The organism is Acidithiobacillus thiooxidans ATCC 19377, assembly GCF_009662475.1.
GTDB lineage: Bacteria > Pseudomonadota > Gammaproteobacteria > Acidithiobacillales > Acidithiobacillaceae > Acidithiobacillus > Acidithiobacillus thiooxidans.
Genome location: NZ_CP045571.1, coordinates 2,153,521 through 2,176,262, shown reverse-complemented (window position 1 = coordinate 2,176,262; position 22,742 = coordinate 2,153,521). Strand labels below are relative to the sequence as shown.

At 56.1% G+C, this 22,742-nt stretch carries 21 protein-coding genes and 1 tRNA gene; 20 read left to right on the top strand and 2 right to left on the bottom strand.

The annotated features are described in order from the left end of the window. Positions 1-10 precede the first annotated feature (10 nt). From GCD22_RS11465 to GCD22_RS11435, 7 genes are read left to right on the top strand one after another with little or no spacing between them, the layout of a single operon-like run. A complete protein-coding gene (locus GCD22_RS11465) occupies positions 11-796 on the top strand; it encodes a VirB8 family type IV secretion system protein (RefSeq protein ID WP_077273650.1) in 786 nt (261 codons plus the stop codon). Further along, positions 793-2,031 carry a TrbG/VirB9 family P-type conjugative transfer protein gene (locus GCD22_RS18565; protein ID WP_237747361.1) on the top strand — a complete coding sequence of 413 codons (1,239 nt, stop codon included), beginning with the start codon at positions 793-795 and terminating at the stop codon, positions 2,029-2,031. Before GCD22_RS11465 ends, GCD22_RS18565 begins: the two co-directional genes overlap by 4 nt. After that, positions 2,028-3,329 (top strand): TraB/TrbI/VirB10 family type IV secretion system protein, encoded by a 1,302-nt coding sequence (locus GCD22_RS11455; protein WP_031568914.1) that lies wholly within the window; start codon positions 2,028-2,030, stop codon positions 3,327-3,329. The genes GCD22_RS18565 and GCD22_RS11455 overlap by 4 nt, the downstream gene beginning before the upstream one ends. After that, positions 3,329-3,628: a hypothetical protein gene (locus tag GCD22_RS11450; protein ID WP_031568916.1), complete on the top strand. Its 300-nt coding sequence runs from the start codon at positions 3,329-3,331 to the stop codon at positions 3,626-3,628. Before GCD22_RS11455 ends, GCD22_RS11450 begins: the two co-directional genes overlap by 1 nt. A gap of 3 nt (positions 3,629-3,631) precedes the next feature. Then, positions 3,632-4,477 (top strand): ParA family protein, encoded by an 846-nt coding sequence (locus GCD22_RS11445; protein WP_081577653.1) that lies wholly within the window; start codon positions 3,632-3,634, stop codon positions 4,475-4,477. Continuing rightward, positions 4,474-5,802, top strand: a complete 1,329-nt coding sequence (locus GCD22_RS11440) for a ParB/RepB/Spo0J family partition protein (protein ID WP_065975067.1) — start codon at positions 4,474-4,476, stop codon at positions 5,800-5,802. The genes GCD22_RS11445 and GCD22_RS11440 overlap by 4 nt, the downstream gene beginning before the upstream one ends. A gap of 1 nt (position 5,803) precedes the next feature. After that, the gene (locus tag GCD22_RS11435; protein WP_065975070.1) at positions 5,804-6,163 is read left to right on the top strand and encodes a hypothetical protein; all 360 of its coding nucleotides are present in this window, start codon (positions 5,804-5,806) and stop codon (positions 6,161-6,163) included. Positions 6,164-6,307: 144 nt separating this feature from the next. On the opposite strand, the gene GCD22_RS11430 is transcribed toward GCD22_RS11435, so the two are convergent. Continuing rightward, positions 6,308-6,383: transfer RNA gene (locus tag GCD22_RS11430), tRNA-Thr, on the bottom strand. 70 nt (positions 6,384-6,453) lie between these two features. Further along, positions 6,454-7,668, bottom strand: coding sequence for a class I SAM-dependent rRNA methyltransferase (locus GCD22_RS11425; RefSeq protein WP_031568444.1), 1,215 nt, complete (start codon positions 7,666-7,668; stop codon positions 6,454-6,456). 150 nt (positions 7,669-7,818) lie between these two features. On the opposite strand from GCD22_RS11425, the gene mtnA reads away from it, so the two are divergent. From mtnA to pyrF, 13 genes are all read left to right on the top strand, one after another. Continuing rightward, a complete protein-coding gene (mtnA, locus tag GCD22_RS11420; RefSeq protein WP_031568446.1) occupies positions 7,819-8,856 on the top strand; it encodes an S-methyl-5-thioribose-1-phosphate isomerase in 1,038 nt (345 codons plus the stop codon). A gap of 68 nt (positions 8,857-8,924) precedes the next feature. After that, positions 8,925-11,465, top strand: a complete 2,541-nt coding sequence (gene gyrA / locus GCD22_RS11415) for a DNA gyrase subunit A (protein ID WP_031568447.1) — start codon at positions 8,925-8,927, stop codon at positions 11,463-11,465. A gap of 3 nt (positions 11,466-11,468) precedes the next feature. Further along, complete coding sequence (gene serC / locus GCD22_RS11410; RefSeq protein WP_031568449.1) at positions 11,469-12,557, top strand: 3-phosphoserine/phosphohydroxythreonine transaminase; 1,089 nt, start codon at positions 11,469-11,471, stop codon at positions 12,555-12,557. 11 nt (positions 12,558-12,568) lie between these two features. Beyond that, entirely contained in the window at positions 12,569-13,651 is a 1,083-nt protein-coding gene (pheA, locus tag GCD22_RS11405; RefSeq protein WP_031568452.1) for a prephenate dehydratase, read from the top strand. Then, positions 13,651-14,748, top strand: coding sequence for a histidinol-phosphate transaminase (hisC, locus tag GCD22_RS11400; RefSeq protein ID WP_031568454.1), 1,098 nt, complete (start codon positions 13,651-13,653; stop codon positions 14,746-14,748). The genes pheA and hisC overlap by 1 nt, the downstream gene beginning before the upstream one ends. 4 nt (positions 14,749-14,752) lie before the next feature. Further along, positions 14,753-15,769: a 3-deoxy-7-phosphoheptulonate synthase gene (gene aroF, locus GCD22_RS11395; RefSeq protein WP_010638097.1), complete on the top strand. Its 1,017-nt coding sequence runs from the start codon at positions 14,753-14,755 to the stop codon at positions 15,767-15,769. 1 nt (position 15,770) lies between these two features. Beyond that, positions 15,771-16,652, top strand: coding sequence for a prephenate dehydrogenase (locus tag GCD22_RS11390; protein ID WP_031568459.1), 882 nt, complete (start codon positions 15,771-15,773; stop codon positions 16,650-16,652). Then, the gene (gene aroA, locus GCD22_RS11385; protein WP_080707703.1) at positions 16,652-17,953 is read left to right on the top strand and encodes a 3-phosphoshikimate 1-carboxyvinyltransferase; all 1,302 of its coding nucleotides are present in this window, start codon (positions 16,652-16,654) and stop codon (positions 17,951-17,953) included. The genes GCD22_RS11390 and aroA overlap by 1 nt, the downstream gene beginning before the upstream one ends. After that, on the top strand, positions 17,950-18,630 hold the full coding sequence (gene cmk / locus GCD22_RS11380; protein WP_031568464.1) for a (d)CMP kinase: 681 nt from the start codon (positions 17,950-17,952) through the stop codon (positions 18,628-18,630). Before aroA ends, cmk begins: the two co-directional genes overlap by 4 nt. Before the next feature lie 80 nt (positions 18,631-18,710). After that, a complete protein-coding gene (rpsA, locus tag GCD22_RS11375; RefSeq protein WP_010638104.1) occupies positions 18,711-20,423 on the top strand; it encodes a 30S ribosomal protein S1 in 1,713 nt (570 codons plus the stop codon). A 132-nt stretch (positions 20,424-20,555) separates the two neighbouring features. Beyond that, entirely contained in the window at positions 20,556-20,858 is a 303-nt protein-coding gene (locus tag GCD22_RS11370; protein WP_010638105.1) for an integration host factor subunit beta, read from the top strand. Then, positions 20,859-22,019 (top strand): tetratricopeptide repeat protein, encoded by a 1,161-nt coding sequence (locus GCD22_RS11365; RefSeq protein WP_031568466.1) that lies wholly within the window; start codon positions 20,859-20,861, stop codon positions 22,017-22,019. Continuing rightward, a complete protein-coding gene (gene pyrF, locus GCD22_RS11360) occupies positions 22,016-22,714 on the top strand; it encodes an orotidine-5'-phosphate decarboxylase (protein WP_031568468.1) in 699 nt (232 codons plus the stop codon). Before GCD22_RS11365 ends, pyrF begins: the two co-directional genes overlap by 4 nt. The last annotated feature ends 28 nt before the right edge of the window (positions 22,715-22,742 follow it).

Below are 22,742 nucleotides of genomic sequence, written 5' to 3'. Positions count from 1 at the left end.
TGGAGTCTGCATGTTCAAAAAGAAAACCCCCGGTGACGTACAGGTCCCTGACAGCCCGCAGGACCATGGCCGTCCGCAGGACCAATGCGGTCCGCAGGACCATAACAGCGGTGATACAGCAAAAAGCAAGGATCTGCAGTTCTATCTGACCGCCCGCCGTGAGTGGCTGGAACGCTACGGGGATTATATCGCTTCGGCAAAAAACTGGCGGATGGCCGCTTTCGGGGCCATCGGCATTGCGGCGCTGTTTGGCGCAGGCATGGTCTATGAAGCCGACCGCGTCCATGTTGTCCCCTATGTCGTTGAGGTCAACCATCTGGGCGACGCCGTGCATCTGGCACAGGCTGTTCAGGCTGGAACCTATAATATGCCTGTCATCCGCCATGTCGTTGCCAACTGGGTGCACAAGGTCCGCGAACGGATTCCCGCCGTAGCCGCCGAAAAGCAAATCTATCAGTCCACCTATTCCATCGTCGATGGACAGGAAGCCGAACGGCTCACGGCCTATTACCAGCAGCACAATCCCTATTCTGCCTATGTGAAAAACAATGGCGGGCGCACTGTCGAAATCGTTTCCGTCCTGCCCGAAGGCCAGGTAACCGCCAAAGGCGGCACACAGCAGGTGCAGTGGCGCGAAACCCAGTACAACGATAGTGGACAGGTGAAATGGAAAAAGAACTACGAAGGCATGGTGACCTATACCATAGAACCCGTCTCCAACAATCCCCGTGTGCTCAGGGAAGACCCCTTCGGAATCGTCATCCAGTCCTTTGTCTATAACCAGGTGACTCAATGAGAAAATCCATATTCATCGCAGCAATACTTGCCGCAATCTGCTCCGGAACCGCCATGGCGGGCGTTGTATCATCAGGTCTTGCAGACGGCAGTTCTAGCGGACAGCAAAGCCCTGACGGAAAGCAAGGTTCTGCCAGCCTGCAAGGTCATGCCGACCTGCAAGGTCCTGGCGGACAGATCGCCCCGCCATTACAAAAGCCGTTGTCCTCATCGGGCAACAAGCCCGCGCAAACCGCCCCTGTGTCTGTCGCGCAGAATGTGCAGACCGTTCCCGCCATCGCCGCTGGCGCGGGGCAGGACGCTGGCGCGGGGCAGGACGCTGGCGCGGGGCAGGACGGCCCCGCAACCCCCATGGGGCAAAGCTCTGTAGAAGTATGGAAAAGGGCCATCGCTACCCCGCCCCAGGGAAAGATTTCCCAACGCTCGAAAGAGGCGATGGAAAAGGCTCTGGTGTCCGCCTATGAAGCGGGCAAGACCCAGAACCTGCCGCCCATCGCGGGGACCAATGGCGAAGTGCTCTATGCCTACGGACAGAGCCTGCCGACCCTGGTGACCGCACCCCTGCATACTTCACTCATTCTGCTGGAACCCGGATTGAAAGACACGCAGGCCATCGGGCTTTCGCCAGCCTACTGGAGCATGCAGACCATAAAGGCGGGGAACCAGCCTGAACTCGCCATTACCCCACGCTTCAAGGGACTGCACAGCAATCTGGTCATTACCGGGACCGGTCCAGAAGGCAATCCCCGTAACTACGTCATTGAGATGACCAGCGACGCCAACCGCTACACGCCGGTAATCGGTTTCTACTACCCGGGCCCCATCGTCCTCCGATGGAAAGCCACCACTGCAGCCAGACAAACGTTCCAGAAAAAGGTGGAAGCACAGACGGTGGCGGTATTACCCGCCATCAATCCATCAGACCTTGATTTCCACTGGCGTATCGAATGCGGCGGTGGTGGCTGGTTCGACAACAGCGATTGCCGTTCCATCGAACCCACGCAGGTCTTCGATGACGGACGGCAGACTTTCATCCACTGGAAAGCAGGCCAGGCCAGCTACGGCGGAATACCTTCGGTGCTGGCCGAAAATGCCGCTGGACAGAATGCCATCGTCAATACCCAGTTCCGGGATGGATACACCATTGTTGATGGCGTGCCCCCGAAAATCCTGCTGCTGGCGGGCAAGGGGCGTTCGGCAAAGGTGGTGAAACTGGTGCACGAGGGTAAAAAATGACGGACCCCACGCAGACGCCCATGGGTGAAGGCCCCGGCATCACTACGCCGACCGTCAAGGGACCTATTCGCCAGAATGCTTCTGAACTCGCCGCTCACCTGCGGCGTACACCCATCGCTTTAGGTGTCATACTGCTCGTAACCTGTGTCATCGGGGTAGGCTATGTGGCCGTGGACATGTTTTCCGGATCTGGCGGCAGTACGCCCAGACCGAAGCTGGACACCGGTCATCAAGCGCCTGTTTTTCGGGTTCCGCAGAAGGTGTCCAAAATACAGGCGCCAACGGCCCCTGCGACAAGTCCTTCGCAGGCTGCAAGCCCTTCGCTGGGTGCAAAGACCGCCTCTACAGGAAACGCGCTTACAGGGAGTACCCCGGAAAGCCATGCATCTTTTCAGGCGCAACCCACCCCCGGTAACAAGACCCAGGATGCCGCATTCAAAACGGCACTGGACGGTGGTATCCATGTGGTTGCTTGGCAGGACGGTGGCGGAGCAGCCGCACCAGCCGCAGCGGATGAACCCGCTGTTACACCCATGAAGGTACCACAGATTCCTGCGAAGGGCGGACAGAATCTGACTTCTGGTGCCAATGGCGTTTATTCCACCCATCTGGTGCGCAAGGAAGTGAGTCCCTATGAACTGCTGCAGGGCACAGTGATTCCGGCCCTCCTGGAAAGCGGTATCAAGTCGGACATTTCGGGACTGGTAAAGGCTGTCGTCTCCCATCCGGTGTACAACAGCCTGAACGGGGCCTCTGTCCTGATTCCGGCAGGTTCCACCCTGATCGGTAGCTACGCCAGCGGTGCGGCCATGGGCCAGAACCGTGTTGCCGTCCAGTGGACCCGCATCGAGTTTCCCAACGGAACGTACCTGCAGCTCGGATCATCCATGCCCGGAACATCCCCCGCCGGTTACGCCGGTTTCCGGGACCTGGTCAACAACCATACCTGGACGATCTTCAAGAACGCCCTGCTGCTTTCGCTCATCGACGTGGGTATGGCCATGTCCAGTCCTACCAGCACCAGTACCAATACCACCGGGGTAACGGGCAACCAGGCGTTGCAGAACGGCGAACAGGCCCTGGCGCAGACCTTCGGGGAGGCGGAGGCGCAGATGTTCCAGCGGGACATCAACATCGCGCCGACCATGACCATCCGCCCGGGCTACGCATTCAACGTCATCGTTACCCGCGACCTGGTGTTTCCCGAACCTTATGTCCACGGCTTGAGCGAAGTGGGCACCACACGGACAGAACTACCTGCTGCGCCGTCCATGACCAATCCCTATAAGGAACCGTAATGCAGACCTATATCCATGTCCGTCTGGACCCGACACGAATACGCAGCGATCTCTACAGGGACGCACAGTTGCGTTCACGGGTTCTCTGTGAGCGCATCCGGTCCTGCGACCCGGATACCCTGCGCAAGCTGTCGCTAAGACGTGCCTGCCGACGCAAACCGGACCCCCCTTATGTCCCATTCTGTATCGCGGTGGACGCGGAAGTCATCGGGCAACTGCAACATCTGCCCGCCAATGCAAGCGTGTCCGCCCTGGCACAACACCTGTTATCCCCGGAATTCCCGGGAAGGAGAAAATGAAACATGCACATTTATGCTTTCGCCAATCAGAAAGGTGGAGTTGGCAAGACCACCCTGTCCATGCACATGGCGGTGGCGGCCATGCAGCGCAACTGCCAGACCCTGCTCGTGGACCTGGACCAGCAGGGTTCCAGTACCTACCTGTACACCGGAGACGCTAAATATCACCGGTCAGCCGCCATGGTAAGCGGCGAAGTGCGTTCGGCCCTGGACCTGTGGACCCCTGCAAGGGAAATCCAGCCACTCACCGAAAGCGCACGGGGCTTCACCTTCGATTTTTTGCCCGCCCATGCGGGCCTGGACCGTGTGGATGACGATCTCGACGCCGGTGTACAGGCCCTGCAGCGTCTGCGAAGCCTGGATTATGACGTGGTCATTCTCGACTGCCCGCCCGCGCCCAGTGTGCGGCAACTGGCCCCCCTGATCGTTGCGGATGTCCATGTGATTCCGGTCACCCCGGACGCCCTGGGCACCCAGGGAATTTCCCAGGCGTTGCAGCTTTTCCAGAAGCAGATACGGATGCGCAATCCACATCTGGAACTGCAGATACTGATCAATCGCCTGAAAGCCAATTCCCGTACCAACCGGATCATAGCCGACGCGCTGGCGGAAAGACTGGGTAAACGGGTGTTGCCATACGTCCTCTACGAGCGCGAGGACGTGCGCAAGGGGCTGAATGAAGGGAAAGCCTACTGGCAAATCTGCAAAGATAGTCAACGTGAAGAATGGGAAGGGGCCTTTGAAAGTCTTCTGGAGGGTGTGGCATCCACCGAAGACCTGGTGGATGCAGCGGAAGAGCTTGTCGAGGTGGCAAAAACGGAAGAAGCGGCAGAGGAGATTTCATCGTGAAAGACGTTTCCTTTCTGGATGACATGCTTTCCGGGCTCACGGAAGAGGAAAGCCCGCAGACAGTCACCACTGTGGGCAGTCTGTTCACCCTGCTGAACCTGGACGCCATCGAACCAGACGCCGGGCAGCCACGGCAGTACATGGACGAATCGGCCTTGCAGGAAATGGCCGACAGTATTCTGCAGTATGGGGTGCTGCAGCCCATTACGGTCATGGCGCTGGAAAGCGGCAAATATCGTTTGGTGTCCGGTGAACGGCGCTGGCGGGCAGCACGCCTGGCCCGTGATCGCAACACGCTCTGCGCCAGACTGGATTATGACCTGCAGACTATCCCCGCGCTGGTGGTGACCGTCCCGGAAAACCATCAGGAGATCCTGGAGCGTCAGCTCATCGAGAACCTGGTCCGTGAAGATATGTCGATCCCGGATACCGCCATGGCGCTCAGGCGGATCATGGAAAGTACGGAAGAATCCGCCTCGGCCATTGCCAAACGCATTGGCAAAAGTGCCCCCTGGGTGCGCCAGGTACTGGCTTTTGCCGATCCGGACCTGGAATCCCGTCTGGCATATCTGTCCATCCGCGCGGAAGACCTGCCTATCGCCCTGGCGCAGCAGATACTGGCCTGTAGTGATGCGTCTCTGGACTGGATACGCGACCGTATCGCCGAAGGTGCAACGCTGGACCGGAACCTGATGGAGCAGGGCAAAGAGTCCCTGAAGCCGCCTGCAGCAGACATAACGCCTGCGGCGGACATAACACCTGAGACTCCTGCGGAGGGCAATAGTCCTGCGGACAGCAGTCATGCCGACCTGCAAGGTCCTGCGGACGACTATGGTCCTGCGGACGGCAATAGTCCTGCTGAAGGCAGCCATGCGGAACGTGCACCTACGAATGGTGCTTTTGCGGAGGATACGCAGAATGAATCTTCCATGAATGACGGCGAGAGCGTCGAAGACAGCTCAGGCTGTCATGCTCCCCTGGAAGACCGTTTTGGTGGAGCTCCTGCAGAGAACGCTCCCGCAGAGAACGCTCCTGCGGAGGGCACGCCTGCGGATGACGGTTCTGTACCCGGCGGCGAACCTGAAGATGATGCGGAAGATACTGGCGGACAGGAAGAAGGTACGGAGAATCCATGTCCTTTGGCAGAACGGACGGAAGAGGGCAATACCGCGCCGGAAACCGATGTTTCACATTCCGATCCAGCACCGGATTTATGGTTGTCCATTACGCTGCAGAAGCATATCTGGCAACGCCTGCTTGATGCTACCGGGGTAGAAGGAACTCCGGATGTCAACACCATCCATGCGGCTATCGAGGCGCTGTAAGATGATCCATGAAAAAAGTTCTTTTGGGCAGGTCATGACCGCGATACATCAGGTCATGGTGGCCTTGTTACTGGTCATGCAAACCCTGATAAATTACCTGTTCAGCAAGGCTGCCTGGGTGATGCATTACCTTTCCGGTTATCTCCATGTCAACAAGGATCACCTGATCCTTTTTTTGGCCGTGGTGGGTTTGTGGTACCTGGCAATCCAGTTTCTGAAGATGGTGGGTAGTCTTTTCTCTGGAAGCGTGTCGCATGGAGATCCTGCACCGGATCCAGAAAGGCAATGGATAAACCATAGACTCTATCAAGATGGAAAGGGCGCGAATGTTGCAGGAGGGGATGGGGAAAGCAGCCCTTAAAAGCATGTGGAGGCGTCGAACCGTCAAGAAGTCCTCGCTGATTCGACGGTACTGCACCACTTGCTGCACCACTTGCTGCACCACCAACTGCACCACCAACTGCACCATATCAGAACTGAACTTTCTGCAACATCTTGTTTTATTTGGTGCCGTTGAGGGGAATCGAACCTCTGACCTACTGATTACGAATCAGTTGCTCTACCGACTGAGCTACAACGGCGTGGGCGCGATTGTACCTGTCATGGGGCAGCGCGACAAGAATCCACCCCGTACCCGCCCCATCGTGAAAATTACTCCGGTTCGTCTGCAATCAATTCCCGTCGATGTATGTAAAAACCTTTCAAATAGCTGCTTTCGGGCACAGCGGGATGGATGGGATGATCCATGTCCTGGGTGCCTTCGCCGATAATGGCGTAATCGCCTCTTTGCGCCCCAAAGGCAATCTGGCCGAGCAGCGTCTCGCGGTTGAGATGATGGGAGCAGGAGGCCGTGAACAGAATTCCGCCCGGCGCGAGCAGGCGCATGGCCAGATCATTGAAGCGTCGGTAGGCAATGCTGCCTTCCTTGAAATCCTTTTTGGATTTGATCAATGCCGGGGGGTCGAGGACGATCAAATCAAACTGCTCACCACGATCCCGAAGTCGGGCCAAAGCTTCCATGGCGTCATCGTGCATGATGCGAATAGGGGCTACCGCATTGCGCCGGGCATTTTCTTCCAGCAGGGCCAGAGCGGGCGCCGAGCTGTCTACTGCGGTGACTTCAAGCGCCCCGGCCTTGGCCAAGGGGATGCTGAAAGCGCCGAGATAGGCAAAGCAATCCAGAACACGTCTACCGGGGGCATAACTCAGCAGGCGACGACGATTGGCGCGATGGTCGTAAAACCATCCGGTTTTTTGACCGCCGCGCGGGTCCATCTCAAATAAGCAATCATTCTCCCAAATCTGCAGACGCTCCGGAACCTGTCCGAATAGAACCTCTACCCGATCTTCCAAACCTTCCAGACGCCGCGCCGCGCCGCCCGCTTTTAATAGTATGCCCGTGGGGTGTAAAAGTGCTTGCAGGGCGTTGGCAACCAGGGCGATGTCCCGATCCATACCCAAGCTGCCAGGCTGCATGACCAAGGTATCTTCATAGCGATCAATAATCAGGCCGGGCAGGCCATCTCCCTCGCCATGCACCAATCGGTAAAAAGGCGCGGAAAAAAATTTTTCACGCATGCGCAACGCCTGGTGCAAGCGTTCCTGATAAAATGCTTCATCAATCAGTAGATGGGGATCACGGCTGAGGAGGCGCCCGCAAAGGAGGGTGTGCGGATTGATATGCGCCAGGCCGATGGCTTTACCCTGGGCATCTTCTATTCTGCAGACACTGCCGGGGATCATTCCATGCAGAGGCGTTTTGGTGACGTCGATTTCGTTGCTGTAAATCCAGAGGTGACCGGCACGCAAACGGCGGTCTTCCTTGGGGCGCAGGCGCAGAACAGGGTAATGGTGGGTGGCAGACATGATCAAAACCTATAGGAAAAGGAAAGTTGCCCCGGCATTTCGGGGGCGGGTAAGGTCCTGCATTTTACAGATATTTCGTTGATCCGTATATTGAGAGCGCCGTGTATTTTATCCGGCGCCGTCCAAAGCCCGCCACTCAGGAGATTCTCTGTGCCTATAGTCGATAATATTCGTGCCATTCGTTGGGAAGACCAGCAGCTTTGCCTGCTCGATCAGCGCTTGTTACCACAACAGGAAATCTGGTTGCAGCTGGGTGACTATCGCGAGGTGGCTGTGGCCATTACGCAAATGGTAGTACGCGGGGCACCGGCTATTGGCGTGACGGCGGCTTATGCCATGGCATTGGCTGTGCAGGAAATGCGGCAATTTTCTGACTGGCAGCAGCGTTTGGCAGGAGCAGCAGCGGAAATCAAGGCGGCGCGGCCCACCGCCGTCAATTTAGCCTGGGCAACAGATCGTCAATTAAAGCTGGCGCAAGGTGAAAGGGCTGTTGACCGGGCTGCGGCATTATTGCTGCAGGCCGCCCATGACTTGCTGGAACAGGACATCGCCGACAACCAACAGATGGGCCGTCATGGCGCCGCCTTGTTGCCCGAGCAGGGCGGCATCCTCACGCACTGCAACACTGGGAGTCTGGCCACGGGGGGCTACGGTACGGCGCTGGGCGTCATCCGGGCGGGCATTTCTGCCGGAAAACAACTGCAGGTGTATGCCGACGAAACCCGACCCTGGTTGCAGGGTGCGCGTCTGACCGCCTGGGAACTACAGAAGGACGGCATTCCCTTTCACCTGAATGCGGATAGTGCAGCGGCTTATCTCATGCAGCAGGGGCTTATTCAGGCAGTGATCGTGGGCGCTGACCGGATTGCCGCCAATGGCGATGCAGCCAATAAAATCGGAACCTATAGTCTCGCAGTATTGGCGCAATATCATCAGATTCCCTTTTATGTGGCAGCGCCCTTAAGTACGGTAGATTTCGCCATGCCCGCCGGAGAAGGAATCATTATTGAAGAGCGTCCGGACAGCGAAGTCCGGCAGTGTGCGGGTCATGATGTGGCTCCAGCGGGTGTTAAAGTGCGGAATCCGGCTTTTGATGTCACCCCCGCTGCTCTCATCACGGCGATTATTACCGAAAAAGGGGTGGCCCGGCCGGACTACCTGCACAGTCTTGCCAATCTGCGTGGCTGAAACATGCAGACAGCATCCTGTTGTGGCATAATGCCGCGTTAAAATAATCAAGGATATCCGGTCTCCAGATGATAGAGTTCGCCAAAGAAACCATTCCCGTCAGTCTCGAAAAGGAAATGCGCCAGTCCTACCTCGATTACGCCATGAGTGTAATTGTCGGGCGGGCGCTTCCTGATGCCCGCGATGGCCTGAAACCAGTACATCGTCGGGTGCTTTTTGCCATGCACGAGATGAATAACGACTGGAACAAGCCCTACAAAAAATCTGCCCGCGTGGTGGGTGATGTCATTGGTAAATATCATCCGCACGGAGATACTGCCGTATATGACACCATGGTGCGCATGGCTCAGGACTTTTCCATGCGCTATCCCCTTATTGACGGGCAGGGTAACTTTGGTTCGGTAGATGGTGATAGTCCGGCGGCCATGCGTTATACCGAAGTGCGCATGTCGCGCATTGCCCATGAAATGCTCGCCGATCTGGAAAAAGAAACGGTGGATTTTGGCCCCAATTACGACGAGAAAGAATGGGAACCGCTGGTCATGCCAGCACGGATCCCAAACCTGCTCATCAACGGTTCGGCCGGGATTGCGGTGGGTATGGCCACCAACATCCCCCCCCACAACCTGACGGAAATCATCAATGCCTGTCTGGCCTTGGTGGATGATCCGCAGACCTCTGATGAAGCTTTGTTCGATCTGGTGCCTGCACCCGATTTCCCGACTGCCGGCTACATTCTTGGCCGGGCTGGCAGTATTGAAGCATACCGCAGTGGTCGTGGCCGCGTAGTCATGCGTGCGCGTAGCGAATTTGAAACGGACAAAAAAACCAATCGGCAGAGCATTATTGTTACGGAATTGCCCTATCAGGTGAACAAGGCCCGCCTGATTGAACGCATTGCCGAAATGGTCAAGGAAAAGCGTCTGGAAGGCATCAGTGACCTGCGCGATGAGTCGGATAAGTCAGGTATGCGCATTGCCATTGAGCTAAAGCGCGATGCCAATGCCGATGTGGTGCTCAATAATCTGTTCCAGCATACGGCCATGCAAAGCGTTTTTAATATCAACATGGTGGCTTTGCTCGACGGCGCGCCCCGGACTTTGGGTTTACGTGAACTGCTTGATGCCTTCATTCAGCATCGTCGGGAAGTAGTAACCCGCCGCACCATTTTTGAACTGAAAAAAGCCCGTGATCGTGCCCATATTCTGGAAGGTCTGGCGGTGGCTCTGGTCAACCTCGATCCGCTCATCAGTCTGATTCGCGCAGCGGCCAATCCAGCCGAGGCCAAGGCCAAAATGCTGGAGCGGGTTTGGGAGCCGGGGATGGTGGCTTCCCTGCTTACCGAGCGTGGCGAACCCTCTGACGGGATGCAGGCTGATGGTTATCACCTTTCCGAAACCCAGGCACAGGCCATTCTCGACTTGCGTCTGCATCGGCTGACCGGTCTGGAGCAGGATAAAATCCGTGATGAGTACCTGGGTTTGCTGGATCGCATTAAGGAATTACTGGAGATTCTCGGGTCCCATGTGCGCTTGATGGAAGTCATTCGCGAAGAGCTGGTCGCCATTCTTGATCAGTACGGTGATGTCCGACGGAGTGAAATTGTGGCCGATACCGGCGATATTTCCAATGAAGATCTCATTGCCGAAGAAGAAATGGTGGTGACCTTCACCCATGCCGGTTACATCAAAGCCCAACCGGTCACCGTATTTAATGCCCAGCGTCGCGGTGGTAAGGGAAAAATGGCGACGACCACCAAGGAAGAAGACTTCGTGGAGCGGATGTTCTGCGCTTCTACCCATGCCTACTGCCTGTTTTTCAGTAACCTCGGCAAGGTGTTCTGGCAAAAAATTTATCAGTTACCCCAGGCGGGTCGCGGTGCCAAGGGCAAGCCGATTGTAAATCTGCTGTCGCTGGCTCCCACCGAACATATTACTGCGGTGTTGGCGGTGCGCGATTTTACGGAAGGACAATTTGTGTGCATGGTGACTGCCCATGGGGTCGTCAAAAAAACCCCGGTCATGGATTATTCCCGACCGCGCAGTCAGGGTATTAACGCCATCAATCTCGATGATGGAGATCGTCTGGTGAGCGTCTGCCTCTCCGATGGGCAACGCGAAGTCATGCTCTTTACCCGTCACGGCATGGCGGTCCGTTTCCCGGAAGAAAAGGTCCGGGCCATGGGGCGTAATACCCGGGGTGTACGTGGCATTAATCTGGCAGAAAACGATCGGGTGATTTCTGCGGAACTGGTCGATGCGAATCAGATCGTACTGACAGCAACAGCCAATGGTTATGGCAAGCTCACCACGGTCGAGGAATATCGACGGACCAATCGCGGCGGTAAAGGGGTCATCGCCATTCAGACCAATGAACGCAACGGGAATGTGGTTGGTGCACTGGCCGTGGCAGAACGGGACGAGTTGATGTTGGTCTCCGACCACGGCACCCTGATTCGAATTGCGGTGGACAGCATCCGGCGCACGGGTCGTAATGCCCAGGGGGTGCGTTTGATTAACTTGGGCGAAGGCGAACAACTTGCCGGTTTGGCGCTTATTGCAGAGACAGATGAAGAGGAGGGGGAGCAGTCCGAACTGCCCCAGGAATAAATCATGAATCAGCCGGTATATAATTTTGGTGCGGGTCCTGCCATGTTGCCGCCTGCGGTGCTGGAGCAAGTGCAGGCGGAACTGCTGGATTGGCATGGTCGTGGTATTTCCGTCATGGAAATGAGCCATCGTGGTGCGGACTACATGCAGATTATTGCGGAAGCCGAGCAGGATCTCCGTGATCTCATGAACATCCCGGAAAATTACAAGGTCCTGTTTCTGCAAGGTGGTGCCACCCTCCAGTTTGCCATGGTTCCGATCAATTTGTTACGTGGGCATCACAAGGCCAGCTATGTGCAGACCGGCATCTGGTCAGAAAAAGCCTTGAATGAGGCGCGGCGTTTTGCTGAGGTGGAGGTTTCTGCGAGTAATGCCGATCGTCAGGCCCGTCTGGTACCGCCCCAGTCCGAATGGCAGGTCAGCAAAGACACTGCTTATGTGCATATTGCCGGCAATGAAACCATTGGTGGCGTGGAATTCGACTTTGTTCCAGAGTTGGGAGACATTCCGCTGGTCAGCGATGCTTCTTCCCATATTTTATCGCGCCCCGTGGATGTCAGCCGGTTCGGGCTGATTTATGCGGGTGCCCAGAAAAATATTGGTCCGGCTGGCTTGACCCTGGTCATTGTGCGTGAAGACTTGCTGGGACAGGCCCCGGCCAATACGCCCACCATGCTGGATTATGCCGTGCAGGCCAAAGAAGGTTCCATGCACAATACCCCGCCCACATTTGCCATTTATATGGCCGGTCTGGTGTTCAAATGGTTAAAAAAGACCGGTGGTCTGCAGGCTATGGCCGAACGCAATGCGCGCAAGGCGGAATTGCTGTATCAGTCCATAGACGGATCAGCGGGTTTTTATACCAATCCGATTGAACCGCGTAACCGGTCCTGGATGAATGTGCCCTTTACCCTGAAAAATGCCAATCTGGACAAGGTATTCCTGCAGGAAGCCGAGCTTCAGCACCTGCTGCAGCTCAAAGGTCATCGTCTGTTGGGTGGAATGCGCGCATCCATTTATAATGCCATGCCCGAGACCGGTGTGCAGGCGTTGGTGGATTTCATGCGGGACTTTGCCCGCAAGCACAACTAGGAGCGTTGCTTTTGAAAACATCCCCGCGCAGCCTGGTGGAATTGCGTGCCGCCATTGATCAGGTCGATGGCAAAATTCTGGCGTTACTGAGCGAGCGGGGCCAACTGGCCCACGCCGTGGGTGAACTCAAGCGCGCCGAGGGCGAAAGCCGTTTTTATCATCCTGATCGTGAGGCGGAAATCCTGCGACGGATCATGCAGGAAAATCCCGGACCTTTTACAGATGCCCAGGTGGCCAGCATTTATCGGGAGATTATTTCGGCAGGACTGGCTCAGGAAGAAACCCTGCAAGTCGCTTATCTGGGGCCGACAGGGACATTCTCGCAGATGGCCGCACAAAAACATTTCGGCCGTTCAGCATCTTTTCAACCGACGGCCAGTATCCCTGAAATTTTCCGGATGGTGGATGGCGGGCAGGCACAATTTGGCGTGGTTCCGGTGGAAAACAGTACGGAAGGTTCCGTCAACCTGACGCTGGATTTGTTACTGGATTATCCCCTGCAAATTTGCGGGGAAGTACAGTTACGCATTGTCCATAATCTGGTGGCTAATATTCCCATGGAACAAATCCGCAAGGTTTACGTGCATTACCAGACCCGCGCCCAGTGTCGACAATGGTTGGCTATGCATATGCCCCAGGTGGAACTGGTGGATGTTCCCAGTAATGGGGTAGCCGCAGAACGGGCAGTCCAGGATCCGCAAAGCGCTGCCATTTCAACCACTGTAGCTGCCGAAACTTATGCCCTGAATATCCTGCAGGCAGGCATTGAAGACAACCCGGAAAACACCACCCGTTTTCTGGTCATCGGAAAAATTTTTACGCGTCCCACTGGTCAGGATAAAACCAGCCTGGTGGTGGCGGGCATTAATCGGCCGGGAAGTCTCCACGCGCTCCTGTCGCCTCTGGCCGATGCGCATATCAGCCTGACCCGCATAGAATCCCGTCCCGCGCGTTCGGCGGTCTGGGAATACGTTTTTTATCTGGATTTGTTGGGACATTGTCAGGATTCCGACTTAACTCCGGTTCTCGATGCCCTTGCGGCACAGTCTTCTTTTTATCGTTGTCTGGGAAGTTATCCCAAGGCGGTTTTTTAATGGCACTGAATTTTCTGGAGTACGCAGCTCCGGGTGTGGCGGATTTGCGTCCCTATCAACCCGGCAAACCTCTGGCTGAACTGGAACGCGAACTGGGCATTCGCGACGCCATCAAACTGGCTTCCAATGAAAATCCCCTGGGTCCCAGTCCGTTGGCGCTGGCGGCAATACGTGACGCATTGCCCGATCTGGCTCTTTATCCAGAAGGTGGCGCCCCGGAACTGCGGGCGCGCCTTGCGCAAATGCATGACCTGGATCCCCGGCAATTTATTTTTGGAAATGGTTCGGATCAGGTTATTGAAATGGCGGTCCGTGCCTTTGCCGGGCCAGGGACGGAAGTGATTGTGTCGCAATATGCTTTTGCCGCTTATGCCATTGCTGCACAGGCCAGTGGTGCGACGGTACGAACCGCGCCTGCTCGCAATTACGGACATGATCTGGATGCCATGACGGCCTTGCTCAGCGAGCGGACGCGGCTGGTATTTATCGCCAATCCCAATAATCCAACCGGCACGCAATTGTCCGGCGCAGCCCTGGAAACCTTTATTGATAGTGTTCCGGCGCATGCCCTGGTAGTTCTCGACGAGGCCTATCTGGAACTGATGGACGACGACAATTATCCCGATGGTCGCCAATGGCTGGGACGTTTCAGCAATTTGCTGGTAACCCGGACTTTTTCCAAGGCTTATGGCTTGGCCGGCCTGCGCTGTGGTTATGGAATGGGGCATCCGGACCTGATTGCCGTGCTTGAACGCGTCCGTCAGCCTTTCAATATCAACAGCCTGGCGCAGGTAGCTGCGCATGCCGCCCTGCTTGATACCCGGCATCTGGAGGCAACGCGCGTCAACAATCGCCAGGAAAGACAGGTTCTGGCGGAGGGGTTGGATAAATTTGGATTGACAATTCTCCCCCCTGCAGGCAATTTTACCGCCTTCGCCGTACCGGGAGGAGGGCAGAGCGTGTATGTGGCGTTGTTACAGCGTGGTGTGATCGTGCGCCCCCTCAGCCCCTACGGCATGCCGGATCATCTGCGGGTGAGTGTGGGCCTGCCGGTGGAAAATCAACGTTTTCTGAAAATGCTGGGCGAGGTCCTGTAATCCCATGATCGTCATCGTCAAACCACAAGCAAGCGCAGAGCAGATGGAACAGCTGCTTGAGCGGATTCGCCAATTCGGCCTGCAGCCTATGGTCAGTACTGGCTCGGAACGGACCGTGGTGGGTCTGCTGGGCGACGAACGCTTGTTGCCGGAAGGCGCCCTGGAATCCTTACCCGCAGTGGAACAGGTTATGCCCATTCTCAAACCCTATAAGTTGGTCAGTCGTGAATTCAAGTCCACCGATACCATCGTTGAGGTGCGGGGAATTCCCTTTGGTGGTAAACAAATCCAGATTATTGCCGGCCCCTGTTCCGTAGAAACGCCGGAACAGATGCGCAGTGCTGCAGAGGCCGTGAAAGCCGCTGGATGCCGTCTGATGCGCGGTGGTGCTTTCAAGCCGCGTACCAGCCCATATACCTTTCAGGGTGTTGGTGATGAGGGCCTGGACTATTTCCGGACGGCTGCTGATGCAGTGGGCCTGCCTATTGTTACCGAATTGATGGATGTCCGAAAAATCGACCTTTTTCTGGAAAAAGGTGTGGATATTATTCAGATTGGTACCCGCAACATGCAGAATTTTGATCTGCTCAAGGAAGTGGGGCGTCTGGATGTGCCGGTCATTCTCAAACGGGGCCTAAGCGCCACGGTCAAAGAATGGTTGATGGCAGCGGAATATATCGCCGCCCATGGTAATCACAAAATCATTTTTGCCGAGCGGGGCATCCGTACTTTCGAGACTTCCTACCGGAATGTGCTGGATGTCACGGCTATTCCGGTACTCAAGAAGGAAACCCACCTGCCAGTGATCGTCGATCCCAGCCACGCTGGTGGTAAGTCCTGGCTGGTTCCGGCACTTTCCAAAGCTGCCATTGCCGCTGGAGCCGATGGCTTGCTGGTGGAATCTCATCCCTGTCCTGAAGAAGCCTGGTGTGATGCCGATCAGGCACTCAGTCCTCAGCAGTTGATGACCTTGATGGATGATTTGCATAAAGTTGCAGCGGCCATAGGGCGCGAACTGTAAGATGCCGGAGATTCCCTTTCAGCGGGTGGCCATAGTGGGCCTCGGGCTGATGGGTGGCAGTGTTGCCAAGGCCTTGCGCGCTGTGGGGTATGAGGGTCAAATTCATGCCGCGTTGCCCAGTGCCGCTGCCGTAGCCGCTCTGCGGTCCAGTGCAGAACCTTGGCGGATTGAACTGGGTCATCAATTGCCGGAGGTATTGGTGGATGCCGATCTGATCCTGCTGGCCACTCCGCCCAAAGTCTTACTGTCCCAGCTGCCAGAGGTTGCGCGCTGGGCAGACCCTGCTGCGGTAATAACTGATCTGGCCAGTACCAAAAATACTATTGCCTGCCGGGCTACGGAAATTTTCGGGGCGCGCTTTGTACCGGGTCATCCGGTGGTCGGCAGTGAAATGACTGGCTTTCCGGCGGCGCGTGAAGACTTGTATCGTGCTGCACAAGTGGTTCTTACGCCACTGACAGGCCGGACGGATGAGCTGGCGCTGGACAAAGTCCGGCAGTTCTGGATGGCCTTGGGTGCTGGGGTGCAGGAAATGTCGCCCCAGGCTCACGATGCAGCGCTGGCAGCTACCAGTCACCTGCCGCATTTGTTGGCATATATCTATTTGGCCGGACTGGCGCCGCAGTTTCCCGGTCTGGAAAATCTGGCGGGTGGCGGTTTGCGAGATTTCTCGCGAATTGTCGATTCAAACCCCGCACTTTGGGCCGACATTCTGCAGGAAAACCAGCAGGCAGTCCGTCAGCAACTACAACAGTTCCAGGATAACCTGCGTCTGGTGGAACAATTGCTGACGGACGAAGCGATACCTGATCTGCAGACCTGGCTGGAGCGTGGCAAAACGGTTCGCCAACAATTTCATTTTCCACCGGTGCTTTCTGAATGATTACCCGCTACCTCGTCAAACCTGGCAATGCGCTCAAAGGCCGCTTCCCTGTTCCGGGAGATAAGTCCATTTCCCATCGCTCCGTCATTCTCGGTGCCCTTGCCGAAAACGTGACCGAAGTAGAAGGGCTCCTGGAGGGCGAAGACGTACTGGCAACCATTGCGGCATTTCGGGCCATGGGGGTCCAGATGGAAGGACCGGTAAATGGCTACCTGCGCATTCATGGAGTGGGTCTGCATGGCCTGAAAGCACCGCAAGTCCCGCTGGATTGTGGTAACTCCGGCACGGCCATGCGTCTCCTGTCCGGAGTGTTGGCCGGGCAGGCTTTTGCCAGCACCCTGGTGGGTGATTCGAGTTTGCAGAAGCGCCCCATGGGTCGGGTTTTGAAACCACTTACGGCCATGGGTGCGGATATTCAGTCGCAAGACGGTAAAGCGCCCCTGCATATTCACGGCAAGCCCTTGCAGGGATTGCATTATGAGATGCCGGTTGCCAGTGCCCAGGTGAAATCCGCTGTATTATTGGCGGGTCTATATGCCCGGGGCAAAACCTGCGTCACTGAACCGGCACCTACCCGGGATCATAGTGAACGCATGTTGAAAGGTTTCGGCTATGCGGTATCCCGACAGGAAAATCGGGCCTGCCTGGAGGGTGGCGGTCAGCTCACCGGGCAACGCATCCAGGTACCCGGCGATATTTCTTCGGCAGCTTTTTTTCTGTTGGGTGCCAGTATTACCCCGGGTTCGGATCTGCTGCTTGAAGGAGTAGGCATTAATCCTACTCGCACCGGAATCATTGAAATCCTCACCCGGATGGGGGCGCGGATTGATTTGACGGCCCTGCGCGAAATTGGCGGTGAGCCGGTGGCGGATATCCGGGTACGTTATGCCCCACTGCAAGGCATTGAGGTTCCACCCCATTTGGTGCCTTTGGCCATTGATGAATTTCCGGCCCTGTTTATTGCCGCCGCCTGTGCGAAAACGCCTACTACCATTTCGGGGGCTGAAGAATTGCGGGTCAAGGAAAGTGACCGTATTGCCGTGATGGCGGCCGGTTTGCGCGCTCTGGGTGTTGCAGTGGAAGAGCAGCCTGACGGGGCGGTGATTACGCCTTCGACGCTCTGTGGTGGGCAGGTCGATAGTCATGGCGATCATCGCATTGCCATGGCTTTTGCCATGGCCGGGCAGGTAGCCTCCGGAGATGTTGAAATATTGGATTGTGCCAACGTCGCCACCTCTTTTCCCGGTTTTCCGGCGCTGGCGCGTCAGGCAGGGTTGCGCCTGGAGGTTCTTAACGCATGAGCCGGATTCCTGTGGTGACGCTGGATGGGCCGGGCGGCGTTGGTAAAGGGACATTGGGACGCATGCTGGCGCATGATCTCGGCTGGCACTTGCTGGATAGCGGGGCTATTTATCGTGCCCTGGCGCTGGCGGCAGATCGATCAGGAATCGCAAAAGATGATGAAGCCGGCCTGGTTCGGCTGGCGCTGGAATTGCCCTTGCGCTTCCGGGGGGATGGCAACCAGACCCTGGTGCTGCTGCACGATGAACCGGTGGACGAGGCTATTCGTACCCCACAGATCAGCGCACTGACTTCGCAAATTGCTGTTATCCCAGCCCTGCGTACGGCTTTGTTGCAGCGGCAAAGAGACTTTGCCCGGGCCCCGGGTCTGGTGGCCGATGGTCGGGATATGGGTACGGTGGTTTTCCCGGAAGCGGTGCTGAAAGTTTTTTTGACCGCCAGTGCCGAAGAACGCGGTAAAAGACGCCTCAATCAGTTGATGGAACAGGGGATTAGTGCTAATCTCGCGAGCGTTGTGGCGGAAATTGCAGAACGGGATGCCCGGGATCAACAACGCAGTGTCGCGCCGCTCCGGCCCGCTGCGGATGCCCGAGTTTTGGATACCAGTGCGCAAACAGTCGTCGAAACCTATACGGTCTTGCAGGCGTGGGTAAAAACCGCGTTGCAGGAGAATTGAAACCGCCATTGATTTGGCATTGAGCTGTAATCAAAAGGGACACCTGCGGTGCTCCCGGTACATGAGGCCTATTGAAATTTATGACCACCCCTAACGCTGAAATGCTTGTTGAACCCAGTTTTGCCGAGATGTTTGAAGAAAGCCAGAGTACCCAGGGACTGAAGCCTGGTGAGTTGCTCACCGGCATCGTCACCCGCGTGGATAATGATTTTGTCATCGTCGACGTCGGCCTTAAATCCGAAGGACCCATTCCTGCCGAGCAGTTTCGCAACGCCGAAGGTGAAATCGAAGTCAAGGTCGGTGACTCGGTGGAAGTCTGTCTGGAACTGGTCGAAGATGGTATGGGTGAAACCCGTCTTTCGCGTGAAAAAGCCCGTCGTGCCAAGACCTGGGTCGACCTGGAAAAATCCTTCAATGACAATGAAGTGGTACATGGCTTCCTGACCGGTAAGGTCAAGGGTGGTTTCACCGTCAGCATTGATGGTGTCCGTGCCTTCCTGCCAGGTTCACTGGTGGATGTCCGTCCGGTGCGTGATGTGGCTTATCTCGAAGGCAAAGATCTCGAGATGAAAATCATCAAGCTGGATCGCAAGCGTAACAACGTGGTGGTGTCGCGCCGCGCCGTGGTTGAGCAGGAACAAAGCGCTGAACGTGGGGTGTTGCTGGAAAGCATCCAGGAAGGTGCCATCCTCGACGGTGTGGTGAAGAATCTCACCGATTACGGCGCATTTATTGATCTGGGCGGCATTGATGGTCTGCTGCATATCACGGATATGGGTTGGCGTCGCGTCAAACATCCCAGCGAAGTGGTTACCGTTGGCGGCGAAGTGCGTGTCCTGGTCCTCAAGTTCGACCGCGAAAGGGGCCGTATTTCTCTGGGCATGAAGCAGTTGGGTGAAGACCCGTGGCGTGACATTGCCCGTCGTTATCCCGAATCCACCCGCATTTTCGGTAAGGTCACCAATGTCACCGATTATGGTGCCTTCGTTGAAATCGAAGAAGGCGTGGAAGGTTTGGTGCACGTTTCCGAAATCGACTGGACCAACAAGAATATTAATCCGGCCAAGGCCCTGCATGTCAGTCAGGAAGTGGAGGTGATGATTCTTGATATTGACGAAGAGCGCCGCCGTATTTCTCTGGGTATCAAACAGTGTCTGCCTAATCCATGGGATGATTTTGCCCAGAACTTCCAGAAAGGCGATCGGGTCTCCGGCCAGATCAAGAGCATCACCGACTTTGGTGTATTTGTGGGTCTGGATGGTGGAATTGACGGCCTGATTCATCTTTCCGACCTGGCCTGGGATCGTACCGGTGAAGAAGCTGTGCGTGATTTCAAGAAAGGCGATACGCTGGAAGCTGTGGTGCTCAGCATTGATCCGGAACGTGAACGTATCAGTCTTGGCATCAAGCAGATGGAAACGGATCCTTTCATTCAGTTTGTCGTCGCCAATGAAAAGGGCGCGCTGGTAGAAGGTGAAGTCATTTCCGTAGACGGTCGTGGCGCGGAAATTCGCCTGGGTGAAGGGGTTGAAGGCCACCTGCCGCAGCGTGAGTTGAACAAGGGCCAGACCCTGGCTGCGGGTGACAAGATTGAGGTGGCCATTGCCGCCGTAGATCGTAAAAACCGCACCTTGACCCTGAGTACCAAGGCGCGTGATGTGGCCGTAGCTCCAAGTGCTGAAGAACAGGCGGCTGCTACCCAGCAGTATGCCCGCAGCGCGGCAACAGGTACCACCAGTCTGGGTGACCTGATTAAAGAGCAACTCAAGCGCAAGCAGGAAGAAGAGGGTTAATCGCGAAACGGCTCCCGGGATGCCCTTATTGAGTGTCCGGGGAGTCACTTTTTTTGGCGTCAGGCCGAAGTTCTTGCCGTCTGTCGTTTTTATGGTTTTCCAATCAGTGCTTATTTGAAGAAGCTAAAAATCATGACTAAATCTGAATTGATCAAAAACATCAGCGCCCAATACCCGCAGCTCAGTGTGCGTGATATTGAAATGGCCACCCGCCATATGCTGGATTACCTCAGTGATGCACTTGCTGAAGGTGAGCGCATTGAAATTCGTGGCTTCGGCAGTTTTTCCATGCATGTACGTCCAGCTAAACAGGGGCGTAATCCCAAGACCGGCGAATCGGTCATGGTCCCGGAAAAGCGGGTTCCACACTTCAAACCGGGTAAGGAACTGCGCGAGCAGGTCGATTATCCGGAGAATACATCCGGCAAAGCCTGATTGACCATTCTGGGCGTGGATTCTGCGGTTGTCCTCGTCCTGGGGATAGTATCAGGCTTTGCTGCCCTGCTGGGCTTCTGGCTGGGCCGTACCCAAAAAGCCCCCGCTGGCAAAGCCATCCCTCAGGTTTATATTCAGGGCCTGAATTACCTTCTGAGTGAACGTCAGGACGAAGCGGTAGAGGTTTTTCTGGAAGCCTTGCGCCAGCACCCGGAAAGTGTCGATATTCTCCTGGCCCTGGGCCGTCAGTTTCGCCGACGTGGCGAACTGGAAAGGGCATTGCGGGTGCATCAGTACTTATTGGAACAGCCAACCCTGGCTGAGGAACTCAGGCAAAGTGTGCTGTTTGAAATTGCCCGCGATTATTTGAAAGCCGGAATTCTGGATCGGGCAGAAAGCATTCTCAAGGAATTGCTCGAAAGTCAGCCCGCGCATACCGAAGGGCTTGCCACGCTGGCGGAACTCTATGAATTGGGTAGTGAGTGGGCTTCCTCTATTGCCATTCGCAAGCGTTTACTCCAATCAGGAATGTCCGAACAGCAAAAGGTAATTGCCTTGTTGTACGGTGAGCTGGCCGAAGAAGCGTTGCGCAGTGGGGATCAGTCTCAGGCACAAAAGTATCTGAATGCTGCGCGCCGGGAGGTTCCCGACAATCCGCGCGCACTGATGATTGCCGGGCGTCTCGCCTTTGACAAAAAAGATTGGCAGGGTGCTCTCAAATACTGGGATAAATTGCTGGCACTACCGGCTGACTCGGCGATTTTACTGGTGCTGGAGCCCTTTCTGCAGGTTTTGCAGCACATGGGGGGCCAGCAGCAGGATCATCTGCAGCGTTTGCAGGATCACTGTCGTTCGCCGCTGGCCATTAAACGCCTGGCAGAAGCTTTGCAGAAAATAGAGGGACAGGCAGCTGCCAGTAGTTTTTTGCGCAATATTCTGATCAAAAAACCTGATCTTCGGGTATTTCAGCTGTTGTTAAGCATGGACCCGAACGCTCCGGAAACGGAGCTGATCGAAAAAATGGCCCTGGCCGTGCGTCAGTGGCAACTGGAACCTGAACTGTTTCATTGTCAGTCTTGTGGTTATCAAAGTACGCAGTATTACTGGCGCTGCCCCAGTTGTCGCCAGTGGGGTGTCTTTTCAGGAGAGGAAAAGCTGTGAAATCACCACTTATTGTCGCGCTGGATTATGCAGATACGGCAGCAGCATTGGCTATGGCTGAACTTTTGGATCCCCGCCAATGCCGGGTCAAGGTGGGCAAGGAACTCTTTACGGCATCCGGACCCAAAGTGATTGAACAACTTCAGAATCGGGGTTTTGAGGTGTTTCTGGATCTCAAATTTCATGACATCCCGCAGACCGTGGCCAAAGCCTGTCAGGTTGCCGCCCGCTTGGGGGTGTGGATGCTCAACGTGCATGCCAGTGGGGGGAAGGCCATGCTGGAGGCCGCGCGGGAGGCTGTTGATGGGGTGACGGCTTCCGGGCATCAGCCGCTGCTGATTGCGGTGACGGTATTGACCAGTCTGGATGCCGATGCCCTGGGGCAGCTGGGTGTGCATGACTCTGTTAAGCTACAGGTAGAAAGGTTGGCCGCGCTCAGTGCAGAGGCTGGTCTGGATGGACTGGTCTGTTCTGCGCAGGAGGCTTCCCGGCTCAAACAATTGCATCCGGAGTTTTGTCTGGTGACCCCCGGTATCCGGCCCGCCCAGCATGGCGCCGATGACCAGAGGCGGACCATGACGCCTGGAGCCGCCCTGGCGGCGGGTTCAGACTATCTGGTCATTGGCCGCCCCATTACTGCAGCGCCGGATCCGGCAGAAGCTTTGTCTGCCCTGTTGGCTGCTTGCGCGGGATAATGTGTCCCATTTTATAAAATCAGACTAA

Bases quoted from the DNA above. Each gene is read 5' to 3' on its own strand.
- GCD22_RS11445 (WP_081577653.1), top strand. From the start codon at position 3,632: ATGCACATTTATGCTTTCGCCAATCAGAAAGGTGGAGTTGGCAAGACC.
- GCD22_RS11465 (WP_077273650.1), top strand. From the start codon at position 11: ATGTTCAAAAAGAAAACCCCCGGTGACGTACAGGTCCCTGACAGCCCG.
- GCD22_RS11425 (WP_031568444.1), bottom strand. From the start codon at position 7,668: ATGTCTGCCACCCACCATTACCCTGTTCTGCGCCTGCGCCCCAAGGAA.
- GCD22_RS11450 (WP_031568916.1), top strand. From the start codon at position 3,329: ATGCAGACCTATATCCATGTCCGTCTGGACCCGACACGAATACGCAGC.
- GCD22_RS11390 (WP_031568459.1), top strand. From the start codon at position 15,771: ATGCCGGAGATTCCCTTTCAGCGGGTGGCCATAGTGGGCCTCGGGCTG.
- hisC (WP_031568454.1), top strand. From the start codon at position 13,651: ATGGCACTGAATTTTCTGGAGTACGCAGCTCCGGGTGTGGCGGATTTG.
- aroF (WP_010638097.1), top strand. From the start codon at position 14,753: ATGATCGTCATCGTCAAACCACAAGCAAGCGCAGAGCAGATGGAACAG.
- GCD22_RS18565 (WP_237747361.1), top strand. From the start codon at position 793: ATGAGAAAATCCATATTCATCGCAGCAATACTTGCCGCAATCTGCTCC.
- gyrA (WP_031568447.1), top strand. From the start codon at position 8,925: ATGATAGAGTTCGCCAAAGAAACCATTCCCGTCAGTCTCGAAAAGGAA.
- cmk (WP_031568464.1), top strand. From the start codon at position 17,950: ATGAGCCGGATTCCTGTGGTGACGCTGGATGGGCCGGGCGGCGTTGGT.
- serC (WP_031568449.1), top strand. From the start codon at position 11,469: ATGAATCAGCCGGTATATAATTTTGGTGCGGGTCCTGCCATGTTGCCG.
- GCD22_RS11455 (WP_031568914.1), top strand. From the start codon at position 2,028: ATGACGGACCCCACGCAGACGCCCATGGGTGAAGGCCCCGGCATCACT.
- rpsA (WP_010638104.1), top strand. From the start codon at position 18,711: ATGACCACCCCTAACGCTGAAATGCTTGTTGAACCCAGTTTTGCCGAG.
- GCD22_RS11370 (WP_010638105.1), top strand. From the start codon at position 20,556: ATGACTAAATCTGAATTGATCAAAAACATCAGCGCCCAATACCCGCAG.
- GCD22_RS11435 (WP_065975070.1), top strand. From the start codon at position 5,804: ATGATCCATGAAAAAAGTTCTTTTGGGCAGGTCATGACCGCGATACAT.